We start from the raw sequence: 26,287 nt of genomic DNA on the forward strand, positions 1-26,287 counted from the left end.
TCTTTATTTTACCACCTTTTTTCCTTTAAACTTCCATTCAGTAATTCCTCCATCGAGATCATAAATCTTAGTAAAACCCGCCTTTTTCATATATGTAGAACATTTACCGCTTCGACCTCCACGGCCACAATATACAGCTACAGGTTTAGACTTATCTGCTTTATCAATAAGGTCTTTAAAATTTTCATCTCTGAAGTCTATATTCGTTGCTCCTTCAATATGACCTTCATTGTATTCTTTGGGCGTACGTACATCAATTAACTGAACTTTTCCCATATCCAACAACGAATCCATTTCTTCTACTGTAATTAATTCTACTACAGAATCTCCTTCTGTTTGTTTCTCCTTACAACTTAAAAAAGCTAAAGAAATAAAAGCTATCAATAAAAATGGTTTAATCTTCATAGTATAAAATTATTCTGCTATTTCGCCATCCCAATTCATAAAGCCTCCAATTAAATTATAGGTAGTTTCGAACCCCATTTGGTTCATTAGTGAACAGGCTTGGGCACTTCTGGCACCTGAACGACAATACACATAGTAATTTTTGGATTTGTCCAACTTCTCTACTTCATCAAGAAAACCTTGTCCCTGACGGATATCGATATTAAGCATATTAGGTATAAAACCATCTTCTACTTCTTCTTCTGTTCTTACATCCAGGATTACTGCGTTATCATCTTTAACGATAAGTTCTTGCCATTCTTCTTGTGTGATATCTTCTGCCATTCTAAAATTTGTATATAAAAATTGGACTCTTATAATTTGTATTCCTTACAAATATAAGAGTCCTAGATTAAATTGTATAACAGGATACAATTATTAATTCATTAAAAAATTAAGCTTTAATACTGCACCCAATAGCCTTAGTAACTTCTACAGGAACTTTTTCTCCTTTTAGTAAAGCATTTACCGCATCTTCCACATATTTTTCATTAGCAGATGAAGCGTCCTTATAATTGTTATCAATAGCACCAATGTATCGTACTAGATTTCCCTGTGCAGTTTTTTCTAAAACGTAAACGTGAGGAGTTTTGGTTGCACCGTATTGAGGATATATCATTTGTCCATCATCAAATAAATATGGAAAAGTGAATCCTTTTTCTTTAGCTCTGACCTTCATATTATCAAAACTATCATCAGGATATGCCTTAGGGTTATTAGGGTTAATAGCAATAACCGGATAACCCTGCGATTTAAATTTTTTATCTAATCCTATAATCCTATCTTCATAAGCTACAGAATACGGACAATGATTACAAGTAAAAATTACTATAAAACCTTTGGCCTCCTTATAGTCCGCCAGTGATATCATAGCATCATCAATATTTTTTAATTTAAAATCAGTAGCTACATCTCCAATTTTATAACCATCATCAATTTTTGGGCTTGAAACCTTATCTATTGCAAAAGCACTAATAGCAATTATAAAAGCTACTCCAACTAAAATTTTTAAAGTTTTCATATATTTTAAGTTTTTATAATATTTTTTTCAATTCTTTTTCCAGCTCATTATAGGTAAAAGACCTTTCATAAAAATTACTTGTTCCTCCTTTATAAATAATTGTTGCTGGTATTGAACCTGACCATTCGCTATTAACCTTAGGAATCCAACTATTAGCGTCAGGATCATCTAAAAGCAATACTCTGCTTTGGATATTTTGTCTTTGAATAAATGGAATTAATTTAGACTCCACATGCTTAGGAAGATCTAAACTTACCAATATTACCTCTACTTCATCCTTCGGATATCGGCTATTTATTAATTCAAAATAAGGTAATTCTGCCACACAAGGTTTACACCAGGTTGCCCAAAAATTAATAATCCTAGTTTTCCCATCATTAATATTTAGCAACGGCTTAAAACTCTCAAAATCATACATAGGAATTTCTACACCTTTGCTTGCAAAAACCTCTGAAGCCTCTAGTGCCACTTTTTGTTCTCCCTTACAACCAGCAAAAAAAATAATTAATCCTATATATATCAACCTTTTAGGCATAGTACTAATTTATCAAAACCCTTAGCTCTCCAAAAGAAAATTAACAAGGTTTCTGTTTTTTATCAAAAATTTTTCTAAAATTTTTAGTAATCCCTTATTTAATAGTATTACTATTTGATCGCAATAATACTACTTAACATTAGCCGAAATTTAACTTTAACAAAGAATTAATACCAATTTATAATTTCTGAAACAAAACAAACCATACATTTGTATATACAAATATTGTAAATACAATTGAGAATAGAAGATATCATAAAAACACAAGTTCAGCTTCCTTTATCACGTAAGGTAATTGTTAATTTGCTATACACTGAAAATTGGATAAGTGACAAAATTAGTGCTGCCTTAAAACAATATGATATTTCTATCCAACAATTCAATGTATTGCGGATTTTAAAAGGTCAAAAAGGGAAACCTGCCAATCTATCCACCATTCAAGAACGCATGGTGAGTAAGATGAGTAATACAACTCGATTAGTCGATAAATTGATTAAAAAAGAATATGTATCTCGTGTAATTTGCTCGTCAAATAGAAGAAAAGTAGAAATTACTATAACTAATAAAGGTTTGGATTTTTTAAGCGAAGTAAGTCCAACTATGAATAAATTCGAAAATGAACTTACCGCCAATTTGACCGAGGAAGATTTAACCTTACTTAACAAGCTATTAAATAAACTAAGAACATAAATCAAATTATTAACATAAACCATTAATTTAAAATTTTTAAATCATGAAAACTAGACTTAAATCACTAACCTTAGCCCTAGCTATTATTGTTACAACATCTGTTACAGCACAGAAAAAAGAGATCAAAGCTTCAGAAAGCTCTATCAACTGGGTTGGCAAAAAAGTAACCGGAGAGCACTCAGGAACATTAAATCTATCATCAGGGCACCTTATTTTTGATGGTGAGAATATCACAGGAGGTGAGTTTATAGTAGATATGACTACATTGAAAGTTACTGACCTTGAAGCAGGAAAAGGAAAAGAAAAATTAGAAGGACATCTTAGTTCTGATGATTTTTTTGGTATTAAAAATCATAAAACTGCTAAATTGGTCGTGAGCAAAGCTAAAAAAACTGACAAAGGCTATAAAATAGCTGGTGATCTTACAATCAAAGGAAAAACTAACCCAATTACTTTTAACCTTGCTGTTAACGGATCTACTGCTTCAACTACATTAAGCGTAGATAGAACTAAATACGATATCAAATACGGATCAGGTAGTTTCTTCGATAATTTAGGAGATAAAACTATCTATGATGAGTTTGAATTAGCTGTAAATTTAAAAATGTAATTTTTTATTTTTTGAATTATAATTAATTTATATATTTGAACTCAAGAAATTAAAAATGAATTTAATCTTAACAAATACTTGGTGGTGGTCATCTTATAACGAAAACGTCGTGAGATAGATCCTGTCATATAGTTAAGTAAACATATCAAAGGCTTGTCAAATCACGACAAGCCTTTTTTTGTTCAACAAACAAAGGGGTTTTATAAATTATAAATATCAAAATGTAACATGAGTTATACATTAACCACACATTTCAAACAGATTCTTGCGGATACGATTACTCCGGTAAGCGTTTACCTAAAAATTAGAGATAGATTTCCCAATAGCTTACTCCTGGAAAGTAGTGATTATCGCGGAAACGAAAACAGTTTTTCCTATATCTGCTGTAATCCTATTGCTACTATTAAGATTGAAAACGAAACCATCCACGAATCTTTTCCTGATAAAACCAATAGAGAAACCCCTATAACCAAGGAAACGAATATTCCGCTTATCATAGAAGAATTTGGACAAAAATTCCAGACTTCTAAAAGTAATTTTAAATTTATAAACAACGGACTGTTTGGATATATCTCGTATGATGCCGTTCGATATTTTGAAGACATTTCGATTTCCAAAAAGGAAGGAGCTTTGGATATCCCGGATATGCAATATACCGTATATCAAAACATTATTGCAATCAATCACTTTAATAATGAAGCCTATATTTTTGCACATTGCTATGACTCAGAAAGCAACATTGCAGAAATAGAATCCCTACTTAATGTAAAAAACTTTGCATCTTATAACTTTACAACCATTGACGAAACCACTTCTAACTTAGATGACGAACAATATAAAGAACATGTAGCTTTAGCTAAGAAACATTGTCAACATGGTGATGTTTTTCAATTAGTTTTATCAAAACGTTTTTCGCAGAAGTTTAAAGGCGATGAATTTAATGTCTATAGAGCATTACGAAGTATCAATCCATCTCCTTACCTATTCTATTTTGATTATGGGGATTTTAAAATATTCGGTAGTTCACCAGAGGCACAATTGGTTGTTAAAGATGAAATAGCTGAAATCCACCCAATCGCAGGAACCTTTAAACGCACCGGAAATGATGAGCAAGACGCGGAGTTAGCTAAAAAACTATCTGCAGATGAAAAAGAAAATGCCGAACACGTGATGTTGGTAGATCTTGCGCGTAACGATTTAAGCCGTAATGGAAGTGATGTAACCGTAGACACCTACAGAGAGGTTCAATTTTACTCACATGTGATTCACTTAGTAAGTAAAGTAACCGGCAAAAAACATAAAGATACCACCACTATGCAAGTAGTTGCCGATACTTTTCCAGCCGGAACTCTGAGTGGTGCTCCAAAACATATGGCAATGCAGCTTATAGAAAAATATGAAACTGTAAATCGAGACTTTTATGGTGGAGCTATTGGTTTTATGGATTTCTCCGGAAACTTTAACCACGCCATTATGATTAGAACTTTTTTAAGCAAAAATCATGAGTTACATTGGCAGGCAGGAGCTGGATTGGTCAACGAATCCAACGAAGAAAATGAATTACAAGAAGTATACAATAAACTAGGAGCATTAACCAAAGCATTAAAACTAGCTGAAGAAATATGATTAGGGTGTTTCCCACGCCTTAGCGTGGGTCGGGCTATCCGCGCTACATGGTAGCTTGCTGCTATCCCTAACACAAAATATCAGTTACAAGTAGCCAAGAATCGAAGTCAAATAAGAGAAAACTCAGAAGCTGTACAACTCTTGGACTTTGAAACTAAAAATAAAAGAAGATGAAAAAAGTATTAGTAATAGATAATTACGATTCGTTTGTTTATAACCTGGTCCATTACCTCGAAGACTTAGGTTGTGAAGTAATCGTAAAACGAAATGACCAACTAACATTAGAAGAGGTAGCCCCTTTCCATAAAATATTACTTTCACCGGGACCCGGAATTCCTGATGAAGCGGGACTGCTAAAAAACATTATCAAAACCTATGCAGATACCAAAAGTATTTTTGGAGTTTGTTTAGGTCAACAAGCAATTGGAGAAGTTTTTGGAGGTAGTCTCATCAATCTAGACGAAGTATACCATGGTGTTGCTACAGAAGTAAAGCTATCTGTATCAGACGAACCGCTTTTTAAAGGACTTGATGAAACTTTTGATGTAGGACGATACCACTCCTGGGTAGTATCAGATACTGATTTACCTTCTTGTATAGAGGCAACCTCATTTGATAAAAACGGACAAATCATGTCACTACGACATAAAGAATTAGATGTTAGAGGTGTACAATTTCATCCGGAATCTGTCTTGACTCCTGATGGAAAAAAAATGTTAGAAAACTGGGTCAATAATTAATCCAAGAAACAAAGAAAATGAATATTAATGTAAATAATAACCCAACAAAGCTCCCTTTACCTTTTGGTGAGAGAGCTGGGGTGAGGGGCCTATGAAAAATTTATTAAACAGATTAATCAATCACGAGACAATTTCTAAAGAAGAGGCTAAAGGCGTTTTGGTAAATATATCTAAAGGTGCTTATAATCAAAGCCAGATTGCCTCATTTCTTACCGTGTACATGATGCGTAGTATCACAGTAGAAGAATTAGAAGGGTTTAGAGATGCTTTACTAGAACTTTGTGTAGCTGTGGATTTGAGTGAATACAACCCAATCGATCTTTGTGGTACCGGTGGAGACGGAAAAGACACTTTTAACATCTCTACACTATCTTCCTTTGTTTCTGCCGGAGCAGGAATTAAAGTCACCAAACACGGTAATTATGGAGTTTCTTCTAAATGCGGTAGTTCTAATGTCATGGAACATTTAGGCATCAAATTCAGTAATGATAAAGATTTCCTGAAACGAAGTATTGATGAAGCCGGAATCTGCGTTTTGCATGCTCCCTTATTTCACCCTGCTATGAAAAATGTAGCACCCATACGGAGGGAATTAGGTGTAAAAACATTTTTTAATATGTTAGGTCCTATGGTGAATCCAGCCTTTCCAAAAAATCAAATCGTAGGTGTTTTTAATTTAGAACTAGCTAGAATGTACGGGTATCTATATCAAAACACAGATAAAAACTTTACCATTATCCACGCCTTAGACGGATATGATGAAATATCTCTTACCGGAAGTACCAAAACGATATCCAATAATACCGAAGGAATGCTAACACCAGAGGATTTTGGCGTATCTGCTTTAAAAATGGAGGAAATCGTTGGCGGAGATTCTATTGAGGAATCTGCTAATATTTTTATGAATATTCTAAATGGAAAAGGTACTGAAGCCCAGAACAACGTGGTATGCGCTAATGCCGGTATGGCAATAGCCACAGTCGAAGGCTTAGCACCAAAACAAGGGTTCGAAAAAGCGAAAGAATCATTGCTTTCCGGAAAAGGACTGGAAGCATTGAAAAAAGTACAGGAACTGAGTAGAATGAATTAAAAGTCCCTTCTCCTTGGGGAGAAGGCTAGGATGAGGGGTAAACACCCTCACCTTAATCCTCTCCCTCGAGGGAGAGGAAACCAAAAAAGAAACATGAACATACTAGACAAAATAGTAGCTGATAAATACAAAGAAGTAGCACTTCGAAAAAGTTTAATCCCAGTTCATCAATTAGAAAACTCTGTTTTATTTGATCGAAAAGGAAACTCTTTGGCAGATGCTTTACGAAATAGTGATACAGGAATTATTGCTGAACATAAGCGAAGATCTCCTTCAAAATCGGTTATTAACCAGAAAGTAAGTGTACAAGATGTTGCAGTAGGATATCAAGAAGCCGGGGTTTGTGGCATGTCTGTTTTAACTGATGGAAAATACTTTGGAGGATCTCTGGATGATCTATTGTTAGCCAGAGCTGCCGCAAAAATGCCTTTACTGCGTAAGGAATTCATCATCGATGAATATCAATTGTTAGAAGCCAAAGCGTATGGTGCAGATGTGATACTATTAATAGCTGCAGTATTATCCAGAGATGAGATCAAATCGTTATCAGAATTTGCACAGAACTTATCATTAGATGTGCTATTGGAAGTACACAATCTGGAAGAACTGGAAAAATCCGTAATGCCTTCATTAGATATGCTGGGAGTTAATAACCGAAATCTCAAAACTTTTGAAGTTAGTACCGATGTAAGTAAAGAACTTAGCAAACACATTCCTGATGATTTCGTAAAAGTTTCAGAAAGTGGTATCAGTAGTATTGAAGCTATTAAAGATTTACAGCAGTATGACTATAAAGGCTTTTTGATTGGAGAAAACTTCATGAAAACTGAAAATCCCGGTGCAAACGCAATCGAATTTATAAAAATGCTTCAAAGATGAGACTAAAAGTATGCGGAATGAAATATCAAGAAAATATAGAAGCCATTGCAGCATTGCAACCGGACTATCTTGGTTTCATTTTCTATGAAAAATCTCCTCGTAATTTTGAAAATGATATTCCGAAGATACCGGATTCAATAAAAAAAGTAGGAGTTTTTGTAGATGCATCTATTGATTTTGTAGTTGAAAAAATAAAAAAATATAATTTTAAAGCAGTTCAGTTACACGGAAATGAAACACCAGGATTTTGTATAGAACTAAAAGCAATCTTACATCGTCACACTGAGCCTGTCGAAGTGTGGAAGGTATTCTCTATTAAGGATGAATTTGATTTTGAGATACTCAAACCCTATGAGGATATTGTAGATTATTTTCTTTTTGACACCAAAGGAAAAGCAAAAGGAGGTAATGGATTTACTTTTGATTGGAGTGTTTTAAAAAACTATAACTCCACTACTTCATTCATCTTAAGTGGTGGAATTGGGTTACAGGAAATAGAATCCATTTTGTCATTCTGGCGTAGGCCGGAATCCAAATATTTACACGCTATTGATGTAAATAGTAAATTTGAAATAGAACCAGGATTAAAAAACATAAATGATTTATCAACATTTAAAAAATTACTGAATAATATGCGTGAGGGATAGAAGCGGCATCCTTTTTTAATTCAGTTCGAGTGCTCCGTCTTAACGGAGTGTATCGAGAACAAGTTAAAAAAGATACAGCGAATAGCCCGACCCGCCGCGGTGGGTCACGCCCAAAAAAACAAAAAAATGAGCTATCAAGTAAACGAAAAAGGATATTATGGTGATTTTGGAGGAGCCTACATTCCTGAAATGCTATATCCTAATGTAGAAGAACTGCGATCTACCTATCTGGATATCATGAATGAACCTTCTTTTAAAGAAGAGTTTGATCAATTATTAAGAGATTATGTAGGACGTCCATCTCCATTATATTATGCTAAACGTCTTTCAGAAAAACACAATACCAAGGTATATCTAAAACGAGAAGATCTTAATCATACCGGTGCACACAAAGTAAACAATACAATTGGTCAGATTCTAGTAGCAAAAAAACTTGGTAAAAACAGAATTATTGCAGAAACCGGAGCCGGACAACATGGCGTAGCCACCGCAACGGTTTGTGCGCTAATGGGCATCAAGTGTATTGTATATATGGGAGAAATTGATATCAAACGCCAGGCTCCAAATGTGGCACGTATGAAAATGCTGGGTGCAGAAGTGAGACCGGCAAAATCCGGAAGTAAAACTCTCAAAGATGCTACCAATGAAGCAATAAGAGACTGGATCAACAATCCTGTAGACACACACTACATTATTGGTTCCGCTATCGGACCTCATCCCTACCCGGATATGGTAACCCGATTTCAGTCTATCATTTCTGAAGAAATTAAATGGCAATTAAAAGAAAAAGAAGGAAGAGAAAACCCTGATTACGTAGTTGCATGTATCGGTGGAGGAAGTAATGCTGCGGGAACTTACTACCATTTCTTAGACGAACCTGATGTGGGCATAATCGCTGTAGAAGCTGCCGGAAAAGGAGTTAATAGTGGAGAAAGTGCAGCTACTTCGCAATTAGGAAAAGAAGGAATTATCCACGGATGTAAAACGCTACTTATGCAAACACCGGATGGACAAATCACAGAACCCTATTCTATTTCTGCCGGATTGGATTATCCAGGAGTAGGTCCTCTACACTCTCACTTATATAAAACAGGACGAGGGGAATTCTTTTCGGTAACAGATGATGATGCAATGACTGCAGGACTAGAGTTATCTCAACTAGAAGGTATTATTCCGGCAATCGAAACATCACATGCTTTGGCGATATTTAATGATAAAAAGTTTAAACCAGATGATATTGTTGTGATCAGTTTGTCCGGACGAGGAGATAAAGACTTAAACACATATATTGATTATTTTAAATTGTAATACAGCTAAATTATTTTATCTATTTCCGCCTTCGCGGAAATGACATAAAAACAATATTAATGAACAGAATCAACGCAGCTCTTGAGCAAAATAAAAAACTATTATCCATCTATTTTACGGCTGGATATCCTTCTTTACATGACACTAAAAAGATCATTCAGGATTTAGAAAAAAGTGGTGTGGATATGATAGAAATCGGATTACCATTTAGTGATCCATTGGCTGATGGACCTACCATACAGGAAAGTTCTACAGCAGCTCTTAAAAATGGAATGACCACCAAATTGTTATTTGAACAACTAGCTGATATTCGTAAATCAGTAGACATTCCACTAATCATTATGGGATATTTTAATCCAATGATGCAATATGGCGTAGAAGCCTTTTGTGCCAAGTGCCAGGAAATTGGTATTGATGGATTGATCATACCGGATTTACCGGTGGCTGAATATCACGAACAATACCAGGAGACTTTTGAAAAATATGGATTAATTAATGTATTCCTGATCACACCTCAAACATCAGAAGAAAGAATTCGATTTATTGATAGTGTCTCTAATGGTTTTATCTATATGGTAAGTTCGGCAAGTGTCACGGGATCAACCTCAGGGTTTGGAAATACACAAGAGGCTTATTTTGAACGCATTGCAAATATGAACCTAAAAGCTTCTCAGATTGTTGGGTTTGGTATTAGTAACAATGAAACGTTTACTCAAGCTACAAAAACTGCCAAAGGTGCTATTATAGGGTCGGCTTTTATCAAACATATTTCAAAAAATGGGATACATACAATTCACGAATTTATAGGGAAAATACGATAATATTTGTAGGTTTTAGAAATTAAAAATTCATCATATTCGTATACTTTAGACATCGTATAATTGTCACGATGCGGTCAACTTTATTAATAAACAAAATGTCAATTACATTAATAGCAGCCATAATAATTGTTCTTATAGTCATTAAATGGTTAAGACCAGGCTTTTTACAGTTCAAGAAAGACCTGCAGCAAAGGCCGGAAGGATTACTTGATATAGATGACCGCTATAATGCGGTTAAAATTGAAAAAGAAAAGGAATTGAACGTTTTATTGGATAAAATTAACAAACAGGGGGTTGATAACCTCACAAAGCTTGAAAAAGAGAGATTAAAAGAATTGTCCAAATAGATATTTACTCTTTACTAAATAACCCGTCCAGAAATTTCTCTAACCTTTCCTTTTTTAGTTGTTGTGCAAGATTTAATTTAAACCTGGCAATAAAACCATATGAATCACCTTCGATTCTCATTGCGCCTGATACATATAGTCCATTTTTTTCTGCCAGTCTTATTTTATTAAGATCAATAATTGGATATTTTAGAAAAACAGAGGCTTCCCCATTATCTCCAAAAGTTATATCAGGACTGCCGTCATTTAGTATTTTCTTTATCAATATTTCGAACTCATTATCTAAACTTGTAGATACAACAAATACCTCTCCTACATCATTTACAACAAATTCAGAGTTATAAATGTCCGCACTAAAACTCATTTCTCCCGAATCATTAAATGACTCATCAAGATTTCCGCTGCTATTATATTTACGAACCTGATACAAATTATCAGAAGGATCTTGAATATAAGAAGTATATAAACTCATATTTGCGGCAACGATATGATCAAATGATTGATAATCTTCATCCATGATAAAGCAATCAAGATTATTGCTTGTCATTTGATCGCTATCAAGCCCTACTAAATATGTAGATTGTTCTAATCCATTGTCTATAGATTCGGAATATGCCAACAATAAATGATCATCTTTCATTGTCGAGCAATTGAGTGTAAAATAATGATCATCATATACATTAGAAAACAAGGTCTCCCCAACATCAGAAACTTTCAGGATTGCTATTTTTTCATTCTGTTGTATGGGATTAAACTCTCTGACTTTAGCTACAACAATTATTTCATCCTTTGATGAAACATAAATATGCTGACCATAATTATCATCCAGATTATTTAAGATGTTTTTTTTATACACTCCTCTACTACCAAAACCTTCATCAATACTTCCATTTTCATAAAAATTACTTATGGAGACCATCCATTTATTTCTGTCCCAAAGATTGGATAAAACTAAAACACCACCATCTAGCTTAGAACTAATAGCCACAGGTATAGTATTTTCATTATCTAAATTACCCCTGGTTATATTGAATTCGATATCCTTTGCTCCATTGTTATGAAGACGCACTAATTTTTTCTTTGCATCTGATTCGTATAGGACATTAATTTTGTTTTCTTCTAGGACGTCAAAATCTATAACATGAGACGAAACCATTCCTAATTCCTTAAAAACAAGTAGTCCATTTCTCGAAAAATTAGCATCTATCTGTTGCGAATAACTATAAGATAGCCAACAACAAAAAGCAATTAAACTATGAATTCTCATAACGAAATATCGTGGTAACTATATACAATTGCCTTCGCTAAATAAGAGGTGTTGTAAAAAAGGAGATTTGGGGGTATCAATAAGCTAACGTTTTAATACAACTAGCTCATTTAAATCAAGAAGCAAAAAAAAGCATTAATACCTTACAATGCAAGATTTTTCTTAATAATAAAAAACTAATTTGGACTCCATCCTAAAATCAATTTTATATCATTTACTTAGAAAACACTTGCTAATCGTGAGCAAAAACTGATATTCATTTTATAACATTACCCAATTCAAGACTCATTCTGTATGTTTAGATATATCAAAGCCGTCAAAAAAACTCTCTATATTGCATAATTCTAAAGTCAAGAGTATTAAATTCAGGGTTTTTATCTTTTAAATCTTTATATGTCTGTAAACTACCAATAGCTCTATTTGCCGCTCCAGAAGGTGCCGTTAGAGATACTGTTTGAATTATCCTATCCTTCAAAACAAACTTATGGATTCTAGGAATTTGATTTGAAATCAGTTCCAGTTTTAAATCATACTCTTTGAGATGTCTTCTAAAAAAATATTCCGGTCCGTTTTTACTATTTCCTCCTGTGAATATTAAAGTATCTATTTTGGGATACTTACATAGATACCCCACCAGATCTCTTAGTTTAATATTTTGCATTCCCAAATCAGAGGCATCAATCTTTTGACGTTCGCAACTATGTACGATATCACAAACTCCTATTCTGCGTGAGGTCAAGAAGTTTTTTCGTTGATTTGCTGCTTCTTGTGTTGTTTCAAATTTCAGATTTAAACTAAAAATTCGATCTAAAACTGGCCATAATAATCCGTTACTACTTCCGTAACAGAAATCCACATCTCTATCATTAAGTTCTCGTGTGGTAAATCTAGGTGGAGGGAGTGTTCCTACTATAAGCTTGGTAGCTCCTTCAGGAAAAAAAGGTTCGTATGGGTGAATGTGCTGAAACAAATTATGAATTAAAAGTTACGAATTACATATTACGAACTAAGATAGAAAGATATTTTTTGATTTTGCGTTAGGGATTGAGGCTTTGTTGGAGCTCATCTCTGATAGCGACTGCCGAAAGCCCGACCTGTCTGCAAGACAGGAAACGCCCAAACTGCTTTCTAACTAAAATTGAAAATAAATAAACGGCTGGAAATCGGCTGCATACGTCTGATAACAAATGATAGCTACTACAATTGCAACCAAAGCTTTAATAAAGAAGTTACTTTTTATAAATAAGTCTTCTGCCCAACCTTTAGTACTATACGGCAACCAATGAGTGATATAACCGATAAGCATTACTATAAATACAATCCGATACTCCCATAATACTGCTAAAGCATTCTGCCAATCCATATTTGTCACTACCTGCTGATAAAAACGATCTATATGGTCCATACTATTACCTCTAAAATAAATTCTGGTAAAAGTGATAAACACAAAAGTCAATGCAATACGCCATAGTAGTGCATACCAGGCTTTGGATTCCTCATATGGACTGATCTTACGCCAATATTTATAAGTAACAATTCCGATACCATTGAGTCCTCCCCAAATTACAAATTTCCACGATGCTCCGTGCCATAGACCTCCTACCAGCATTGTGATCATAATATTGACGTTACGGTTAAAATGCCAAGCTATTTTAGAAGAAAATACGGTAATTATCAACATCACCCCTACAATAGAAACTGCAAGTAGAGCTGTAGCGTAATCTGACATCGCAAATACTCCTAAAAATGTAAAAACCAAGATAAAAGAATACGAAAAAATACTTCCGTTTCGATTACCTCCTATTGGAATATACAAATAGTCTTTTAGCCAACTAGATAATGAAATATGCCAACGTCTCCAGAAATCTCCACAGTGAATCGCTTTATACGGTGAATTGAAATTGACAGGTAATTTGAACCCCATTAATAAAGCCAATCCTATCGCAATATCTGTATACCCCGAGAAATCTCCATAGATCTGTAATGAATACCCAAACATCGCCATGATATTAGAAAACCCGGAATACATCTCTGGAGCATCAAAAACCCGATCCATAAAATTGGCTGCAATATAATCCGCAAAAAGCATTTTCTTAATCAACCCTTTTAAGATCATAAAAGAAGCTCTTCCGAAATCTTCTTTGGTGATATTAATATTCTTTCTGATCTGAGGCACAAAGTCCGAAGCTCTTACAATTGGACCTGCTACTAATTGTGGGAAGAAACTAACAAAGAACCCAAAATCTATGATGGAATTCAGTGGTTTGATCTGCTTTCTATAGATATCTACACTATAACTAATAGTCTGGAATGTATAAAATGAAATCCCTACCGGAAGAATAATCTTATCCACTGTAAAATAATCAACTTCTCCCCAGGTATTGGCCCATTGCGCAAGATAGTTGATAACCTCATACTTGGTATTAAACAGGTAATTATAGGATTCTGTAAAGAAATATGCATATTTAAAATAACACAGTGTCCCCAGATTAATAATTACGCTTATAGCAACTAGGGATTTTTGAAAAATGACAGACTTACTTTTATAAATAGCTTTACCTAAAAAGAAATCATTTATCGTACTAAACAGCAGTATACCAATAAAAAGACCACTTGTTTTATAATAAAAAAGAATACTTATTGCGAAGAGGTATGCGCTGCGCAAACTTTTTTTATTATACAGAATAGCGTATATAAAGTATATAACCGCGAAAAATATCCAAAAATCTGCCTGAGTAAATATCAAGGGTGAATCTTCAGAAAAAGAAAATATATCAATCAGTCTGTTCATTAATAATCTGATTCAAAATAGAATTTGGTTCCAATTGCAACTCGTTTTCCCATGAGTGTGCTAAAGCTTGTAGCAGTAAATCTGCCTTTATACGATATCCCATAACCGTAAAATGGATACGATCTCTAGGCATTAATTTATTATTATACCAATCTTTAGAGGAATTAAACCCTCCCATAATTTCGTAAAAATCCCAAACCGCCATCTTATACTTCTTTGCAACTTCATAAATAATCTTTTTAGCAACCCGTGTTCTAGGGTTTGGAAATTTTTTCTGGTAGTATGAATCGTTAGGTACAGTAAGCAATACTGCGCAATCCGGATTTGCTTTTTGTACCAACTTGATCAACTCTTCATAATATTCTTTATATTTTTCAGGATCAAAATCAGGATGATATGCATCATTGGTTCCTACAGAAACGATAAACAAGTCTGGTGTATACAATAGTAGTTGATCATCAAAATAACGGCAGCGATCATAGTATGCAAAACTAGCACCATTAACTCCAATAGAAGTATATTGAACTCCTTTATTATCATTCATTAATTCTATACCCATCATTAAGAACTCTGTATCAACTGAATCCACAACCCTTCTTATACAAAACTCAATTTCCTCTACCGTTTTATTAAAACCAAATTCGATATAATGTGCTTCTTTATTCTCTTTAATATCGGTAACTAAAGAATCCTCCTTAAACGCAATCTGATAGTCTTCACTCCAATTATCATAGAATACTCGGATTCTATTAAAATTGTACATTTTTCCGTGATAATTGTTACCATTAGGAGTAACCTTAACATTAGCAATAGAGTCTTTAAAAACCGCAGTAATACCTGACAGGCCCCAGGCTACACTATCTTTTCGAACAGAACATCGATATCCTTTCCACTCACCATCAAACTCTATTTTATAATTACCTGGATTATTGGTTTTTGCTATACTAAATGGATAAATGAAACCACGTTGCCCTTTAGAAGTTGGACTCATTGTGTTCAGATAAGATCTCAATCGATTCGAATAAATATCAGCTTGGATATGAGAGCCTCCAATATGAAAAATATGAAGATCCTCCTCTCCTCCTTTGACAATAGTATCTAATTTATGAAATAACTTCTTAAAAGCCGGAGAGGTTTCTGCCATTTTGATTTTATTGGCTTTCCAATTTACAAAGGTATAGTCGTCCTGAATGGTATCCAGCACATAGGTTTGTGCCATTAAAGGAATCGTTATAAGCCATAAAAGAATAAGTAATTTTCTACACTTCATTGTCATCAGGTTCTTTAAGGTCAAGGTATAGGGCTGTAAAAAATAATTCTGAAATAATTTTGGTTCCTTTCCAGGTAAAATGCATATAATCTTTGGCTGTAAGTTTCTCATCTACCCATAATGGCATAGATCCTTTTCCACCCATAGCATCATACATACTCCAATAAGCAACATCATTGCTAAGGCAAGTTTCCATTAATTTAGCATTGAGGTATGGCAATAATGGGTAGGTCTCCATTTTTCCATTTACAGGCTGACACATATCGGTAGGTCCGATAAATATAAAGCTTACATTTTTTGTACGTCTTCTGATCCAATTTACCTGGCTCTTTATACGATTCGTATATTTTTTGACATCAGTAGAATCTTTAAGATACGGCATTGTATTCCCTCCGTATTGCATGATCACAATCTTAGGTTTTAGCTGTCTCACCATCCGACTATAGGTGTTAGCATCAGAATTGGCAAAAATAGTTCCTGAAGCACCACGCATTGCCACATTATCGATTTGCACTCTTGATCCTCCGTCTAGCGTTAACCCATAAAAATCTGCACTGACCTTACTTTCTAATTCAATCTGTAAGTTAGTAGGTGTTGTTGATGTTTTAATTTTGTATTGATGATACTTTCCATCTGCAATTAAACTATCTTGTTGAATCAAGTTACCATCGTTATAAACTGAGATCTTAATAGGAAACTTACAATTACCGTAATGCAATCCTATTCTGGAAAATCTCCTGAACTTCATATAGGTGTCATCAGACTTACCAACCTTAATCGTGGCTTTTACTAAAGGTAACGAATCCAAAGTTGTACTATCCGGAAGTATTTTCTGATACTCTGTAAATCTTGATACAGAAAGATACGTTCCATATTTCCTGTGCTTAAACTTCTTTTTAGTTGGATCAAAAAACGCATATCGCTCCCAATTTCCACTAGGTTCTACTACAGCACTGATTTGTCGATACACCGGTTTAACAGGAAGAAATCCAGGACCACTGCCACCATACATGCGCTGCAGTCTGTTACGTAAATAGGCAGTGATTCTATCTCCTTCAATCTGAGAATCTCCATAATGAATAATACGACAATCTCTAGAAGATAACTTCTTTCTTAACTCATTAGCAAAATCAGGATTGCTATCAGGGTATCTAATCCTAACCAGCTGAGTAGTGTCAATCTTAGAAAAATCCGGAAGCTCTTTTATTTTCTCTTCTATTACATTACTTTCATCAATTACTTCGGCTTCTTCAGTTTCGATCTCTAATGGAGTGACAATCTCTGTTACCTTAAGAACATCCTCCCGGGTAAGGGATGAGTCTTTCTCTAGTCCTAAAAAAGTTTTATAAGTAGGATATTTTAATAAAACTCCTTCGTAGGCAAAACCATCATCCTGTGTTTGAGCTTTTTTAATAGCTCCTTTTTCACTTAGAAACATCAATCCAAATAATGCTCCCAGTATGAATAAAATAAAAAGTGATATGTAAATAGGCTTTACTTGCAATATTTCCAGGGATATAGTTACTTTTTAGTAAAAATAGAAAGATTTTGGAAACTGTAAGGGTTTTGTTAACTCAAGTATTGATTTTTTGCAAATAATAAGTCTAATTTTATAGGGCGTCCCGATTTAAAAAAATCGAGCCCAGGCTATCCACTATATCTTTTTCACTATAAAAAACCTTTCGACTACGCTCAGGGAAACACTTAAAAAAGGATATCCTTTCTACCCATCGTTTATTTATAAAATTACAGTGAAGCTAGTAACTTATTTACATCATTCACTACGTTTCGATACTTATTACGATTAGGTTTTGACATATGTTGAGATTCTGAAACAATCTCTAACAAAATTTCTTTAGCATCTTCAACTTTTTCTTTTTCAACTAAAAACTGTGCTAGTCTATATCGTTCTGCATAATTAGAATAGCGTTGATCGATTGCTCTTAGGTTTTCTTCTGCTTGTTCTGATTCTCCTTCTTTATCCAATGCTAAACCATACAGGAATTGGCTTCTGGAGCCTTTGAATTCTGGTTTCGATACTATCTTTTCTGCACAGAAAACAACTTTTTCGTATTGTGAAGTTTGATAATATCCTTCAATCATTTTTTTAACCACTCCAAAATCTTTGTCATAGTTATCGTTTAATGCTTTTTCATATTCAACTAAAGCTTTTTGATAATCACCAGCTTCCATCCAAGCATCAGCCAGATTCACTCTATTCTGAAATGTATCTGCAAAATCTAACCGTTTTTGTAAATCATTAATCTTTTTGGTAGGATTAATAACATTTACGATTTCATTCTGAACCACATTCAGATCTCTTTTGTTAAATACTTGGGTAAAAAGATAAACGAGACTTCCGAGAACAGGTAAAAAAATGATTACAAAAAACCAATAATATTCGTTTCTGTTTTTAATAGCGTGATACACGCAAAAACCTTGTAAAGCAATAATTAAGAAATATGGCATAAGGGCAAAAATAGTGAAAAGACTAAAAAAACCTGCCAGGTATCTACCAAATTCATTTCGGCATTTAAAAACCAGACAGGTCTCTTGAAGTATTTAATATTATGGATTCCTGCCTACGCAGGAATGACAAAATTACTTTAATGTAATTACCAAATCATCAGCTTCTACCATAGTTCCCGATTTAAGCACTATTTTCTTAATCACGGCATCTTCGTTAGCAGTTATGGTAGTTTCCATTTTCATGGCTTCGATAATAAATAGCGGATCATTCTTTTTGACTTCCTGACCAGTCTTTACCAATACAGAAGATAAAGATCCTTGTAAAGGTGCGCCAATCTGTTTAGCATCTGTTTTATCTACTTTAGCATGAACTACCTTATCTACCTTAATTGAATTATCCTGAATCTCAACATTTCTGGTTTGACCATTCACCTTAAAGAATACAGTAACCTTGCCATCTTCATGAGGCTCTCCTATAGATATTAACTCAAATAACAATATTTTCCCTTGATCTAACTCCACAATTATTTCTTCTCCCGGAGTCATCCCATAAAAGAAATTCTTAGTGGGTATATTCATCACATTACCATACTTAACATGATGGTTATACGCTCCTGTAAATACTTTTGGATACAATTTATAAGAAAGAAAGTCTGTAATATCTAATGCTCTTCCCATTCCTTTTTTGAAGACTTTTTCAAAATCCTTAAATTCTTCCTCAAAATCAACAGGCTCCAGATGTGCATTAGGTCTATTGGTAAAAGGTTTCTGATCTTTCAATACAGATTTCTGTAGATCTTTAGGGAAGCCTCCTACTGGTTGTCCTAATTCTCCTTTGAATAAACTTACCACAGATTGAGGAAAAGATATCGTTTCTCCTCGTTCTTTTACATCTTCAATAGTCAAATTATTACTCACCAGATACTGAGCCATATCTCCTACCACCTTGGAGCTTGGTGTTACTTTTACAATATCTCCAAAAAGCTCATTCACCTCTCCATACATCTTGGTAATTTCGTGGAAACGATCCGCGAGACCTAATCCTTGGGCTTGTGGTTTTAGGTTAGAATATTGACCTCCCGGAATTTCATGTTGATAGACTTCTCCTGTTCCTGCCTTAAGACCGGATTCAAAAACATAATAATATTCTCTTGCAGCTTCCCAATAATTGGAATATTCATTTAGTTTCTGAATATCCATTTTGTTTTCACGTTCGTGGAATTTTAGCATTTCCATTACTGCATTAAAGTTAGGCTGAGCTGTTAAGCCCGAAAGCCCTCCTAAAGCTACATCTACAACATCTACTCCTGCCTCAATCGCTTTAAGATAAGTTGCAGATTGTACCGAAGAAGTATCGTGTGTATGTAAATGTATCGGAATATTAATTTCAGATTTTAAAGCAGAAACTAACTCATACGCAGCATAAGGTTTTAGTAACCCTGCCATATCTTTTATTCCGAGAATATGAGCTCCTGCATTTTCAATATCCTTAGCTAACTGAACATAATAGTCCAGTGTATATTTTGTTCGTTTTGGGTCTAAAATATCTCCTGTATAACACAAAGAACCTTCTGCTAAACCATTAGTTCGAGTACGTACATGCTCAATACAAGGCGCAATAGAGTCCATCCAGTTAAGGGAATCAAAAATCCTAAACACATCTACCCCATTTTCCCAGGATTGTTCTACAAACTTACCAATTAAATTATCCGGATAGGCTGTATACCCAACACCATTTGACCCGCGAATCAACATCTGCAATAACAAATTAGGCATGGCTTTACGCAGTAATCGAAGTCTCTCCCAAGGATTTTCTCTTAAGAATCTTAGACATACATCAAAGGTTGCTCCTCCCCATACTTCCATACTAAAGATCTCTGGGTGGTTTTTGGCAAATCCTTCTGCAACCTTGAGCATATCATAGGTACGCATACGAGTTGCCAATAAACTCTGATGTGCATCACGCATGGTTGTGTCTGTAAAATGCACTTTTTTCTCATTCTTTAACCACTCTGCAAATTTCTCTGGTCCTAACTCTGTCAATAGGTTTTTGGTTCCTTTGGTATAATCTGCAGTTGCATCATATTTAGGAACTGTCGGCACAACAAACGTTTTTGTAGGATCTGTTTTCTTAACATCCGGATTGCCATTAACAATGATATCACCCAAAAAGTTAGCTAGTTTGGTTGCTCGGTTACGAGATTCTCTTATTTTAAAAAGTTCTTTAGTATCCCTAATGAAGTTTACTGTTACTTGTCCTTTTCTAAAAGTCTCGTGCTTAAGGATATTATCTAAAAAAGGCATATTGGTTTTCACGCCTCGAATCCTGAATTCTGAAAGTGCTCTTCGCATTTTTCTGCAAGCACCATCTAATGTTCTACTATTAGCAGACACTTTTACTAACATCGAATCAAAGAATGGTGAAATGGTAACTCCCTGATATACACTACCAGCATCTAAACGAATACCAAACCCCGAAGCACTACGATAAGTAGTAATTGTACCATAATCTGGTTTAAAATTGTTCTCAGGATCCTCTGTAGTAATTCTACACTGCACAGCGAAACCATTAATTTTAAGGCTTTCCTGACTTTCAATTTTAATCTGTTGATCTGATAATTTATATCCACCGGCAATAAACACCTGAGTTTTGATCAAATCTATACCAGTTACAATCTCCGTAACTGTATGTTCTACCTGTACCCGTGGGTTTACTTCAATAAAATATATACTTCCGTCATCATCCACCAAAAATTCTACGGTACCTATGTTATTATAATCTACCGCTTTACAAATGGTTAAGGCATATTGATATAAATTATCAAGAATCTCCTGAGATACACCAAAAGATGGAGCATACTCGATTACTTTTTGATAACGTCTTTGCACCGAACAATCCCGCTCAAAAAGGTGCACCATATTACCATGGTGATCAGCTACAATCTGAATTTCTATATGCTTAGGATTTTCTACGAATTTTTCTAAAAATACGGTATCGTCTCCAAATGCATTTAAGGCTTCTCTCTGCGATTCTGGATAGGCTTTTTCTAATTCTTCTTCCGTTCTAATCACTCGCATTCCTCGACCTCCTCCTCCTGAGGCGGCTTTAAGCATTACCGGAAATCCTATCCTTTTGGCTTCTTTTATAGCTATTTTTACATCTGTAAGATCTTCTTTATTACTTTGAATAATTGGAATATCATTAGCTATAGCAACTTCTTTCGCCATTATTTTATCTCCTAAGGAACGAAGTACTGATACTTTGGGTCCAATAAAAATGATATCGTTGTTCTTACATTGTTCTGCAAAATCTGCATTTTCTGAAAGAAAACCGTAACCAGGATGGATAGCATCTACATTATTCTCCTTAGCAACCTTGATAATCGCTTCAATATTCAAATATGGTTTTAGTGGTTCATTATCCTCTCCAATCTGATAGGCTTCATCAGCTTTATATCTATGTAAAGAATATCGATCTTCGTATGTATAAACTCCAACGGTTTGTAATCCGATCTCAGTACAGGCCCTAAAAATCCTGATTGCTATTTCTCCTCGATTAGCGACTAAAACCTTTTTGATTTGCATAGTATAAATTTTGTGTTTAAGTGATTTTCAGCGAACATTCGCTGCGAAGATATAGATAAGAAAATTGCTTTGCAATTTTATCTATTAACAACTTACTCAATATTATTTAAATATCAAAAACTACAATGATCAATTACCTGATCTTATATATAAAGGCTTTTAGAATGTGAATGTGACAGTATAAATACACTATTTCTGAATTTTATTATAATAAGCCTTCTCAGTAACCTCGGACCATTTAGAGATTCTTTTCTGAAAGCTGGAGTAGCTTTCATACACTTCTTTAGACAATGGATCGTCTCCTATCATCTCCTTCAAAGCTTCATCAGTATATCCCCGCAATGCATCCAATGTCTCTTTGGAGAATTCTCGAACCTCAACATTCTCTTCATTTATTAATTTGTCTAAATAAATTCCGTTCTGTTTATCAAATTCAGATAATACCCATACTTGCGCACGTTTAGCTGCAGCTTGTAATATTGCTTGTAGATGCGGAGGCAGGCCATCGTGAAGATTTTTATTAATAAAAAACTCTAGCTGAGACCCTGTTTCGTGCCATCCTGGTGTGTAATAATATTTGGCAATTTTATGAAATCCCATTTTATAATCATGATATGGACCTATCCATTCAGTAGCATCAATCACTCCTCTCTCTAAACTAGTATAAATCTCGCTCCCAGCAACTAACACGGCTGCTCCACCAGCTTTTTCCAGCACTTTCCCTCCAATACCCGGAAGGCGCATCTTCAATCCTTTAAAATCTTCTACGGAATTAATTTCGCGATTAAACCACCCTCCCATTTGTACTCCGGTATTTCCACCCATAAAAGGCACAAGGTTGAATTGTGCATAGGTTTTTTTCCATAATTCATATCCCCCTCCTACTTCTAACCAAGAGGTAATCTGTTGACTATTCATACCGAAAGGCACTGCTGCAAAAAACTGGGCTGCAGGAGTTTTTCCGGACCAATAATACGCTGCTCCACATCCCATTTCGATCGTTCCCTGTGATACTGCATCAAAAGCTTCTAATGGTGGCACTAGCTCTCCTCCTCCATATACTTTGATTTTAATTTGTCCATTAGACAATTCATCCACCCACTCGGCATATTTTTCTGCAACTTCTCCGACAACCGGGAAATTTGGTGGCCAAGTAGTAGTCATTTTCCAATGAAACACTTTATCTGGTTTCGTCACATCATAGGACGCAGGATTCATACTAGCCGGTGGTTCTCCCAAGCATGAAATAAACAGTAAACTTAGACTAAGTAAAGCAACTGTTTTTTTGGTTTTATGTATATAAGCTCTGAATGAGTTCATGAGATTGAAATAGTATTAATCACCCCTTAAAAGAGGGTTATGTTTATTTTAAAAAAAATCAATTCCGGAAAAAATACTACGATACCTACAATGATTAATTGTATGATAATAAAAGGTATGATTCCTCGATATATCTGACTAGTTTTTACCCTTTCGGGAGCTACACCTTTTAGATAAAACAATGCAAATCCAAAAGGAGGTGTCAAAAACGATGTCTGTAAATTTAAAGCAATCAACACTCCTACCCAAAGCATATCCATCCCTAATGCATTAAATACCGGTGTTACTACAGGAACTATGATAAACACAATTTCGATAAAATCAATAAAGAAACCTGCAATAAAAATTACCACCATCACTAACAATAAAAACATCAATGGAGTTAGGTTAGAAGATAATATCAATTCTTGTAAATACGCATCCCCACCCAATGTCCTAAATACTAAAGTAAATGTAGTAGCTCCTAACAGTATAAAGAATACCATTGTAGTTAGCTTGGTAGTTTCTTGTGCTACTTCTTTTAGGATTTTGAAAGAAAACTTCTTTTGAATTATTGTTAGTACAGTCGCTCCAATTGCTCCAATTGCAGAAGCTTCTGTTGGAGAAGCAACTCCGGTAAAAATAGACCCCAACACTAATACAATTAATAGAATGGGCAGAAACAATACTTTTAAAATCTTAGGCACAAAATTTTCACCTCTAAACTCTCTAATTTCTTCTGGTGGAATACTAGGTGCATCTTCTTTATGCATATATGATTTTATTAAAATATACAGAATATACAATCCTACCAAGATCAAACCGGGAAACAATGCTGCAGAAAACAATGCGCCCACATCGACCGAAGCGGCCCCACGAGAAGAACTATTAATTGTATCTGCCAATAGTACCAATACTATGGAAGGTGGAATTATCTGTCCTAAAGTTCCGGAAGAAGCTATTACTCCAGTTGCTAATTCTGTTTTATATCCTCTCTTCAACATAGTAGGTAAACTGATGAGTCCCATCGTCACTACTGTAGCACCAACAATCCCTGTAGAAGCTGCTAACAAGGCTCCTACAATTACTACAGAAATTGCTAACCCACCTCTTACCTGACCAAACATCATCGCCATAGTCTCTAAAAGACTTTGTGCTAATCCAGATTTTTCTAACATTATTCCCATAAAAACAAATAGAGGAACAGCCATCAAGACATAATTGTTTACAACTCCCATGATTCTGGAAGGCAATAGGTAAAATGTAGACATCTGAAATACTTCTGGCGCAAAAATCGACACAGCGAATGCAAAAGCTACAGAGATCCCTCCTAATGTAAAAGCCACCGGATATCCTCTAAGAATCAAAATAAAGATGATAGCGAACAGTACAATTGCTAAATATTCCATTAACTATCTTTATTAAAAATGATTTGAACAGATTTTAATATGTGGGATATCCCTTGAAGCAATAATAATGTAAACCCTATAGTGATACAAAACTTTAAGATATATAAGGCGGGTAATCCCCCAGGTTGGGGAGAACTCTCACCAATCATAAAAGATGACAACGCGTAATACCAAGAAGAAACAATTACTACATAACACCATGGAATGAGCAAACAAGTGCCTCCTAAAAGATTAACCCAGGCTTTTCCTTTTTTAGAAAGTTTAGTATAAAAAATATCTACCCGAACGTGGTTTTCATATTTAAAAGTGTAGCCAGAAGCCAATAAAAACATCATCCCGAAAAGGTATATTTCTATTTCAATCATCCAAACATAGGTGAACTGAAATACATACCGAATAATTACATCTAAACCGATTACGACTGCCAACAATGCAGCAACCCAACTTACGAGAGCACCTACTTTTTCACCAATCCAATCAAGGGTACTGATAATTTTTTGCATCTAATAATTTGTATCTATCTAAGGGATGAAGATAGTAAAATTAGACACATTTTATGCAATAGTAATAATGGGGAAACAAGAATTAGAATTCAGGATTATCTCACAAAAACTAATTCATTAGATTTAGTAGTATATTCTTCACTAAAACCATATCCTTCGTAGTTAAACCCTTTTAGATCTTCAATGGTTTCTGCTCCAGTATCAATAATATAACGAACCATCATTCCGCGGGCTTTTTTAGCAAAGAAACTAATCATCTTCAATTTGTCTCCTTTCCAATCCTTAAACTGGGGAGTAATTACCGGAACTTTTAACGTTTTGGTATCAATCACACTGAAGTATTCATTGCTTGCCAGGTTCACAAACAACTCATCATCTTCTAACTCTTCATTAAGTTGCTCAGTTACCGTTTTTTTCCAAAACTCATATAAATTATTTTTTCGGCCTACCTTAAGCTTGGTTCCCATTTCTAATCTATAGGGTTGAATGAGATCCAAAGGTTTTAGGATTCCATATAAACCGGATAGTATTCTTAGCTTATCTTGTAACACATCTAATTTATCTTCGGGGATGGTATAAGCATCCAATCCTGTATATACATCTCCATTAAAAGCATATACCGCTTGTCGTGCGTTTTCTGTTGTAAAAGGAAGGTGAAACTCCTGATTACGTTGCCAATTAAGCTGCGCCAAATTATCACTTATCCCCATTAATGCAGAAAGCTTCTTAGGTGTTTTTTTCTTAAGTGCTGTATTTAGCTTTTCGGATTCAGCTAAAAAAGAAGGTTCTGTATATTGTTTAGTCGGCAACTGAGTTTCAAAATCCAAAGACTTAGCCGGTGATACTACAATTTTCATGCGTGTGATTTTTATATTTCAAAAATACAATAGTGTATGGATAATAAAAATATCGCAATCTATTTCTTTATCTATGTAG

The 26,287-nt window shown here is 34.6% G+C and carries 25 protein-coding genes; 10 read left to right on the forward strand and 15 right to left on the reverse strand.

The window, feature by feature from the left end; genetic code table 11:
- Positions 1–3: 3 nt before the first annotated feature.
- The 4 genes from J8M14_RS10150 to J8M14_RS10165 all read right to left on the reverse strand — a co-directional run bounded on the left by J8M14_RS10150 (position 4) and on the right by J8M14_RS10165 (position 2,000).
- On the reverse strand, positions 4–405 hold the full coding sequence (locus tag J8M14_RS10150) for a rhodanese-like domain-containing protein (RefSeq protein WP_211074500.1): 402 nt from the start codon (positions 403–405) through the stop codon (positions 4–6).
- 9 nt (positions 406–414) lie between these two features.
- Positions 415–729 (reverse strand): rhodanese-like domain-containing protein, encoded by a 315-nt coding sequence (locus J8M14_RS10155; protein ID WP_211074501.1) that lies wholly within the window; start codon positions 727–729, stop codon positions 415–417.
- 109 nt (positions 730–838) lie between these two features.
- Complete coding sequence (locus tag J8M14_RS10160; protein ID WP_211074502.1) at positions 839–1,465, reverse strand: thioredoxin family protein; 627 nt, start codon at positions 1,463–1,465, stop codon at positions 839–841.
- 13 nt (positions 1,466–1,478) lie between these two features.
- Positions 1,479–2,000, reverse strand: a complete 522-nt coding sequence (locus tag J8M14_RS10165) for a TlpA family protein disulfide reductase (protein WP_211074503.1) — start codon at positions 1,998–2,000, stop codon at positions 1,479–1,481.
- Between the two features lie 237 nt (positions 2,001–2,237).
- Between J8M14_RS10165 and J8M14_RS10170 the strand changes: the two genes are divergently transcribed.
- The 10 genes from J8M14_RS10170 to J8M14_RS10215 all read left to right on the forward strand — a co-directional run bounded on the left by J8M14_RS10170 (position 2,238) and on the right by J8M14_RS10215 (position 10,758).
- Positions 2,238–2,690 (forward strand): MarR family transcriptional regulator, encoded by a 453-nt coding sequence (locus J8M14_RS10170; protein WP_211074504.1) that lies wholly within the window; start codon positions 2,238–2,240, stop codon positions 2,688–2,690.
- Between the two features lie 43 nt (positions 2,691–2,733).
- Positions 2,734–3,300: a YceI family protein gene (locus tag J8M14_RS10175; RefSeq protein WP_211074505.1), complete on the forward strand. Its 567-nt coding sequence runs from the start codon at positions 2,734–2,736 to the stop codon at positions 3,298–3,300.
- Positions 3,301–3,528: 228 nt separating this feature from the next.
- Complete coding sequence (locus tag J8M14_RS10180) at positions 3,529–4,926, forward strand: anthranilate synthase component I family protein (protein WP_211074506.1); 1,398 nt, start codon at positions 3,529–3,531, stop codon at positions 4,924–4,926.
- Positions 4,927–5,096: 170 nt separating this feature from the next.
- Complete coding sequence (locus J8M14_RS10185) at positions 5,097–5,666, forward strand: aminodeoxychorismate/anthranilate synthase component II (RefSeq protein WP_211074507.1); 570 nt, start codon at positions 5,097–5,099, stop codon at positions 5,664–5,666.
- A 91-nt stretch (positions 5,667–5,757) separates the two neighbouring features.
- Positions 5,758–6,756, forward strand: coding sequence for an anthranilate phosphoribosyltransferase (gene trpD, locus J8M14_RS10190; protein WP_211074508.1), 999 nt, complete (start codon positions 5,758–5,760; stop codon positions 6,754–6,756).
- A 93-nt stretch (positions 6,757–6,849) separates the two neighbouring features.
- Positions 6,850–7,635, forward strand: a complete 786-nt coding sequence (gene trpC / locus J8M14_RS10195; RefSeq protein ID WP_211074509.1) for an indole-3-glycerol phosphate synthase TrpC — start codon at positions 6,850–6,852, stop codon at positions 7,633–7,635.
- 17 nt (positions 7,636–7,652) lie between these two features.
- Positions 7,653–8,282: a phosphoribosylanthranilate isomerase gene (locus J8M14_RS10200; protein WP_247672613.1), complete on the forward strand. Its 630-nt coding sequence runs from the start codon at positions 7,653–7,655 to the stop codon at positions 8,280–8,282.
- A gap of 126 nt (positions 8,283–8,408) precedes the next feature.
- Entirely contained in the window at positions 8,409–9,590 is a 1,182-nt protein-coding gene (gene trpB, locus J8M14_RS10205) for a tryptophan synthase subunit beta (RefSeq protein ID WP_211074511.1), read from the forward strand.
- A gap of 59 nt (positions 9,591–9,649) precedes the next feature.
- Complete coding sequence (gene trpA, locus J8M14_RS10210) at positions 9,650–10,411, forward strand: tryptophan synthase subunit alpha (RefSeq protein WP_211074512.1); 762 nt, start codon at positions 9,650–9,652, stop codon at positions 10,409–10,411.
- A gap of 95 nt (positions 10,412–10,506) precedes the next feature.
- Complete coding sequence (locus J8M14_RS10215; protein ID WP_211074513.1) at positions 10,507–10,758, forward strand: DUF6576 domain-containing protein; 252 nt, start codon at positions 10,507–10,509, stop codon at positions 10,756–10,758.
- Positions 10,759–10,762: 4 nt separating this feature from the next.
- On the opposite strand, the gene J8M14_RS10220 is transcribed toward J8M14_RS10215, so the two are convergent.
- From J8M14_RS10220 to yaaA, 11 genes are all read right to left on the reverse strand, one after another.
- Entirely contained in the window at positions 10,763–12,025 is a 1,263-nt protein-coding gene (locus J8M14_RS10220; protein WP_211074514.1) for a hypothetical protein, read from the reverse strand.
- Between the two features lie 316 nt (positions 12,026–12,341).
- Positions 12,342–12,995, reverse strand: a complete 654-nt coding sequence (locus J8M14_RS10225) for a uracil-DNA glycosylase family protein (RefSeq protein WP_211074515.1) — start codon at positions 12,993–12,995, stop codon at positions 12,342–12,344.
- 162 nt (positions 12,996–13,157) lie between these two features.
- Positions 13,158–14,816 (reverse strand): MBOAT family protein, encoded by a 1,659-nt coding sequence (locus tag J8M14_RS10230; RefSeq protein WP_211074516.1) that lies wholly within the window; start codon positions 14,814–14,816, stop codon positions 13,158–13,160.
- Positions 14,800–16,086 (reverse strand): GDSL-type esterase/lipase family protein, encoded by a 1,287-nt coding sequence (locus J8M14_RS10235; RefSeq protein WP_211074517.1) that lies wholly within the window; start codon positions 16,084–16,086, stop codon positions 14,800–14,802. The genes J8M14_RS10230 and J8M14_RS10235 overlap by 17 nt, the downstream gene beginning before the upstream one ends.
- The gene (locus J8M14_RS10240) at positions 16,076–17,590 is read right to left on the reverse strand and encodes a lipase (RefSeq protein ID WP_211074518.1); all 1,515 of its coding nucleotides are present in this window, start codon (positions 17,588–17,590) and stop codon (positions 16,076–16,078) included. Before J8M14_RS10240 ends, J8M14_RS10235 begins: the two co-directional genes overlap by 11 nt.
- A gap of 242 nt (positions 17,591–17,832) precedes the next feature.
- On the reverse strand, positions 17,833–18,555 hold the full coding sequence (locus tag J8M14_RS10245; RefSeq protein ID WP_211074519.1) for a hypothetical protein: 723 nt from the start codon (positions 18,553–18,555) through the stop codon (positions 17,833–17,835).
- 132 nt (positions 18,556–18,687) lie between these two features.
- Entirely contained in the window at positions 18,688–22,140 is a 3,453-nt protein-coding gene (locus tag J8M14_RS10250; protein WP_211074520.1) for a pyruvate carboxylase, read from the reverse strand.
- Positions 22,141–22,329: 189 nt separating this feature from the next.
- Positions 22,330–23,460 (reverse strand): TRAP transporter substrate-binding protein, encoded by a 1,131-nt coding sequence (locus J8M14_RS10255; protein WP_211074521.1) that lies wholly within the window; start codon positions 23,458–23,460, stop codon positions 22,330–22,332.
- 26 nt (positions 23,461–23,486) lie between these two features.
- Positions 23,487–24,848, reverse strand: a complete 1,362-nt coding sequence (locus J8M14_RS10260; RefSeq protein ID WP_211074522.1) for a TRAP transporter large permease subunit — start codon at positions 24,846–24,848, stop codon at positions 23,487–23,489.
- Positions 24,848–25,351 carry a TRAP transporter small permease subunit gene (locus tag J8M14_RS10265; protein ID WP_211074523.1) on the reverse strand — a complete coding sequence of 168 codons (504 nt, stop codon included), beginning with the start codon at positions 25,349–25,351 and terminating at the stop codon, positions 24,848–24,850. The genes J8M14_RS10260 and J8M14_RS10265 overlap by 1 nt, the downstream gene beginning before the upstream one ends.
- A 95-nt stretch (positions 25,352–25,446) precedes the next feature.
- Positions 25,447–26,208 carry a peroxide stress protein YaaA gene (gene yaaA, locus J8M14_RS10270; RefSeq protein WP_211074524.1) on the reverse strand — a complete coding sequence of 254 codons (762 nt, stop codon included), beginning with the start codon at positions 26,206–26,208 and terminating at the stop codon, positions 25,447–25,449.
- Between the last annotated feature and the right edge of the window lie 79 nt (positions 26,209–26,287).

The sequence above is a fragment of the Aquimarina sp. MMG016 genome (assembly GCF_018100805.1).
Lineage (GTDB): Bacteria > Bacteroidota > Bacteroidia > Flavobacteriales > Flavobacteriaceae > Aquimarina.

Excerpts from the sequence above, each read along its gene's own strand:
- J8M14_RS10185 (WP_211074507.1), top strand. The coding sequence starts at position 5,097 with ATGAAAAAAGTATTAGTAATAGATAATTACGATTCGTTTGTTTATAAC.
- J8M14_RS10175 (WP_211074505.1), top strand. The coding sequence starts at position 2,734 with ATGAAAACTAGACTTAAATCACTAACCTTAGCCCTAGCTATTATTGTT.
- J8M14_RS10165 (WP_211074503.1), bottom strand. The coding sequence starts at position 2,000 with ATGCCTAAAAGGTTGATATATATAGGATTAATTATTTTTTTTGCTGGT.
- J8M14_RS10255 (WP_211074521.1), bottom strand. The coding sequence starts at position 23,460 with ATGAACTCATTCAGAGCTTATATACATAAAACCAAAAAAACAGTTGCT.
- J8M14_RS10150 (WP_211074500.1), bottom strand. The coding sequence starts at position 405 with ATGAAGATTAAACCATTTTTATTGATAGCTTTTATTTCTTTAGCTTTT.
- J8M14_RS10250 (WP_211074520.1), bottom strand. The coding sequence starts at position 22,140 with ATGCAAATCAAAAAGGTTTTAGTCGCTAATCGAGGAGAAATAGCAATC.
- J8M14_RS10235 (WP_211074517.1), bottom strand. The coding sequence starts at position 16,086 with ATGAAGTGTAGAAAATTACTTATTCTTTTATGGCTTATAACGATTCCT.
- trpC (WP_211074509.1), top strand. The coding sequence starts at position 6,850 with ATGAACATACTAGACAAAATAGTAGCTGATAAATACAAAGAAGTAGCA.
- J8M14_RS10215 (WP_211074513.1), top strand. The coding sequence starts at position 10,507 with ATGTCAATTACATTAATAGCAGCCATAATAATTGTTCTTATAGTCATT.
- trpB (WP_211074511.1), top strand. The coding sequence starts at position 8,409 with ATGAGCTATCAAGTAAACGAAAAAGGATATTATGGTGATTTTGGAGGA.
- J8M14_RS10160 (WP_211074502.1), bottom strand. The coding sequence starts at position 1,465 with ATGAAAACTTTAAAAATTTTAGTTGGAGTAGCTTTTATAATTGCTATT.
- J8M14_RS10155 (WP_211074501.1), bottom strand. The coding sequence starts at position 729 with ATGGCAGAAGATATCACACAAGAAGAATGGCAAGAACTTATCGTTAAA.
- J8M14_RS10245 (WP_211074519.1), bottom strand. The coding sequence starts at position 18,555 with ATGCCATATTTCTTAATTATTGCTTTACAAGGTTTTTGCGTGTATCAC.
- trpA (WP_211074512.1), top strand. The coding sequence starts at position 9,650 with ATGAACAGAATCAACGCAGCTCTTGAGCAAAATAAAAAACTATTATCC.
- J8M14_RS10265 (WP_211074523.1), bottom strand. The coding sequence starts at position 25,351 with ATGCAAAAAATTATCAGTACCCTTGATTGGATTGGTGAAAAAGTAGGT.
- J8M14_RS10200 (WP_247672613.1), top strand. The coding sequence starts at position 7,653 with ATGAAATATCAAGAAAATATAGAAGCCATTGCAGCATTGCAACCGGAC.
- J8M14_RS10220 (WP_211074514.1), bottom strand. The coding sequence starts at position 12,025 with ATGAGAATTCATAGTTTAATTGCTTTTTGTTGTTGGCTATCTTATAGT.
- J8M14_RS10260 (WP_211074522.1), bottom strand. The coding sequence starts at position 24,848 with ATGGAATATTTAGCAATTGTACTGTTCGCTATCATCTTTATTTTGATT.
- yaaA (WP_211074524.1), bottom strand. The coding sequence starts at position 26,208 with ATGAAAATTGTAGTATCACCGGCTAAGTCTTTGGATTTTGAAACTCAG.
- trpD (WP_211074508.1), top strand. The coding sequence starts at position 5,758 with ATGAAAAATTTATTAAACAGATTAATCAATCACGAGACAATTTCTAAA.
- J8M14_RS10180 (WP_211074506.1), top strand. The coding sequence starts at position 3,529 with ATGAGTTATACATTAACCACACATTTCAAACAGATTCTTGCGGATACG.
- J8M14_RS10230 (WP_211074516.1), bottom strand. The coding sequence starts at position 14,816 with ATGAACAGACTGATTGATATATTTTCTTTTTCTGAAGATTCACCCTTG.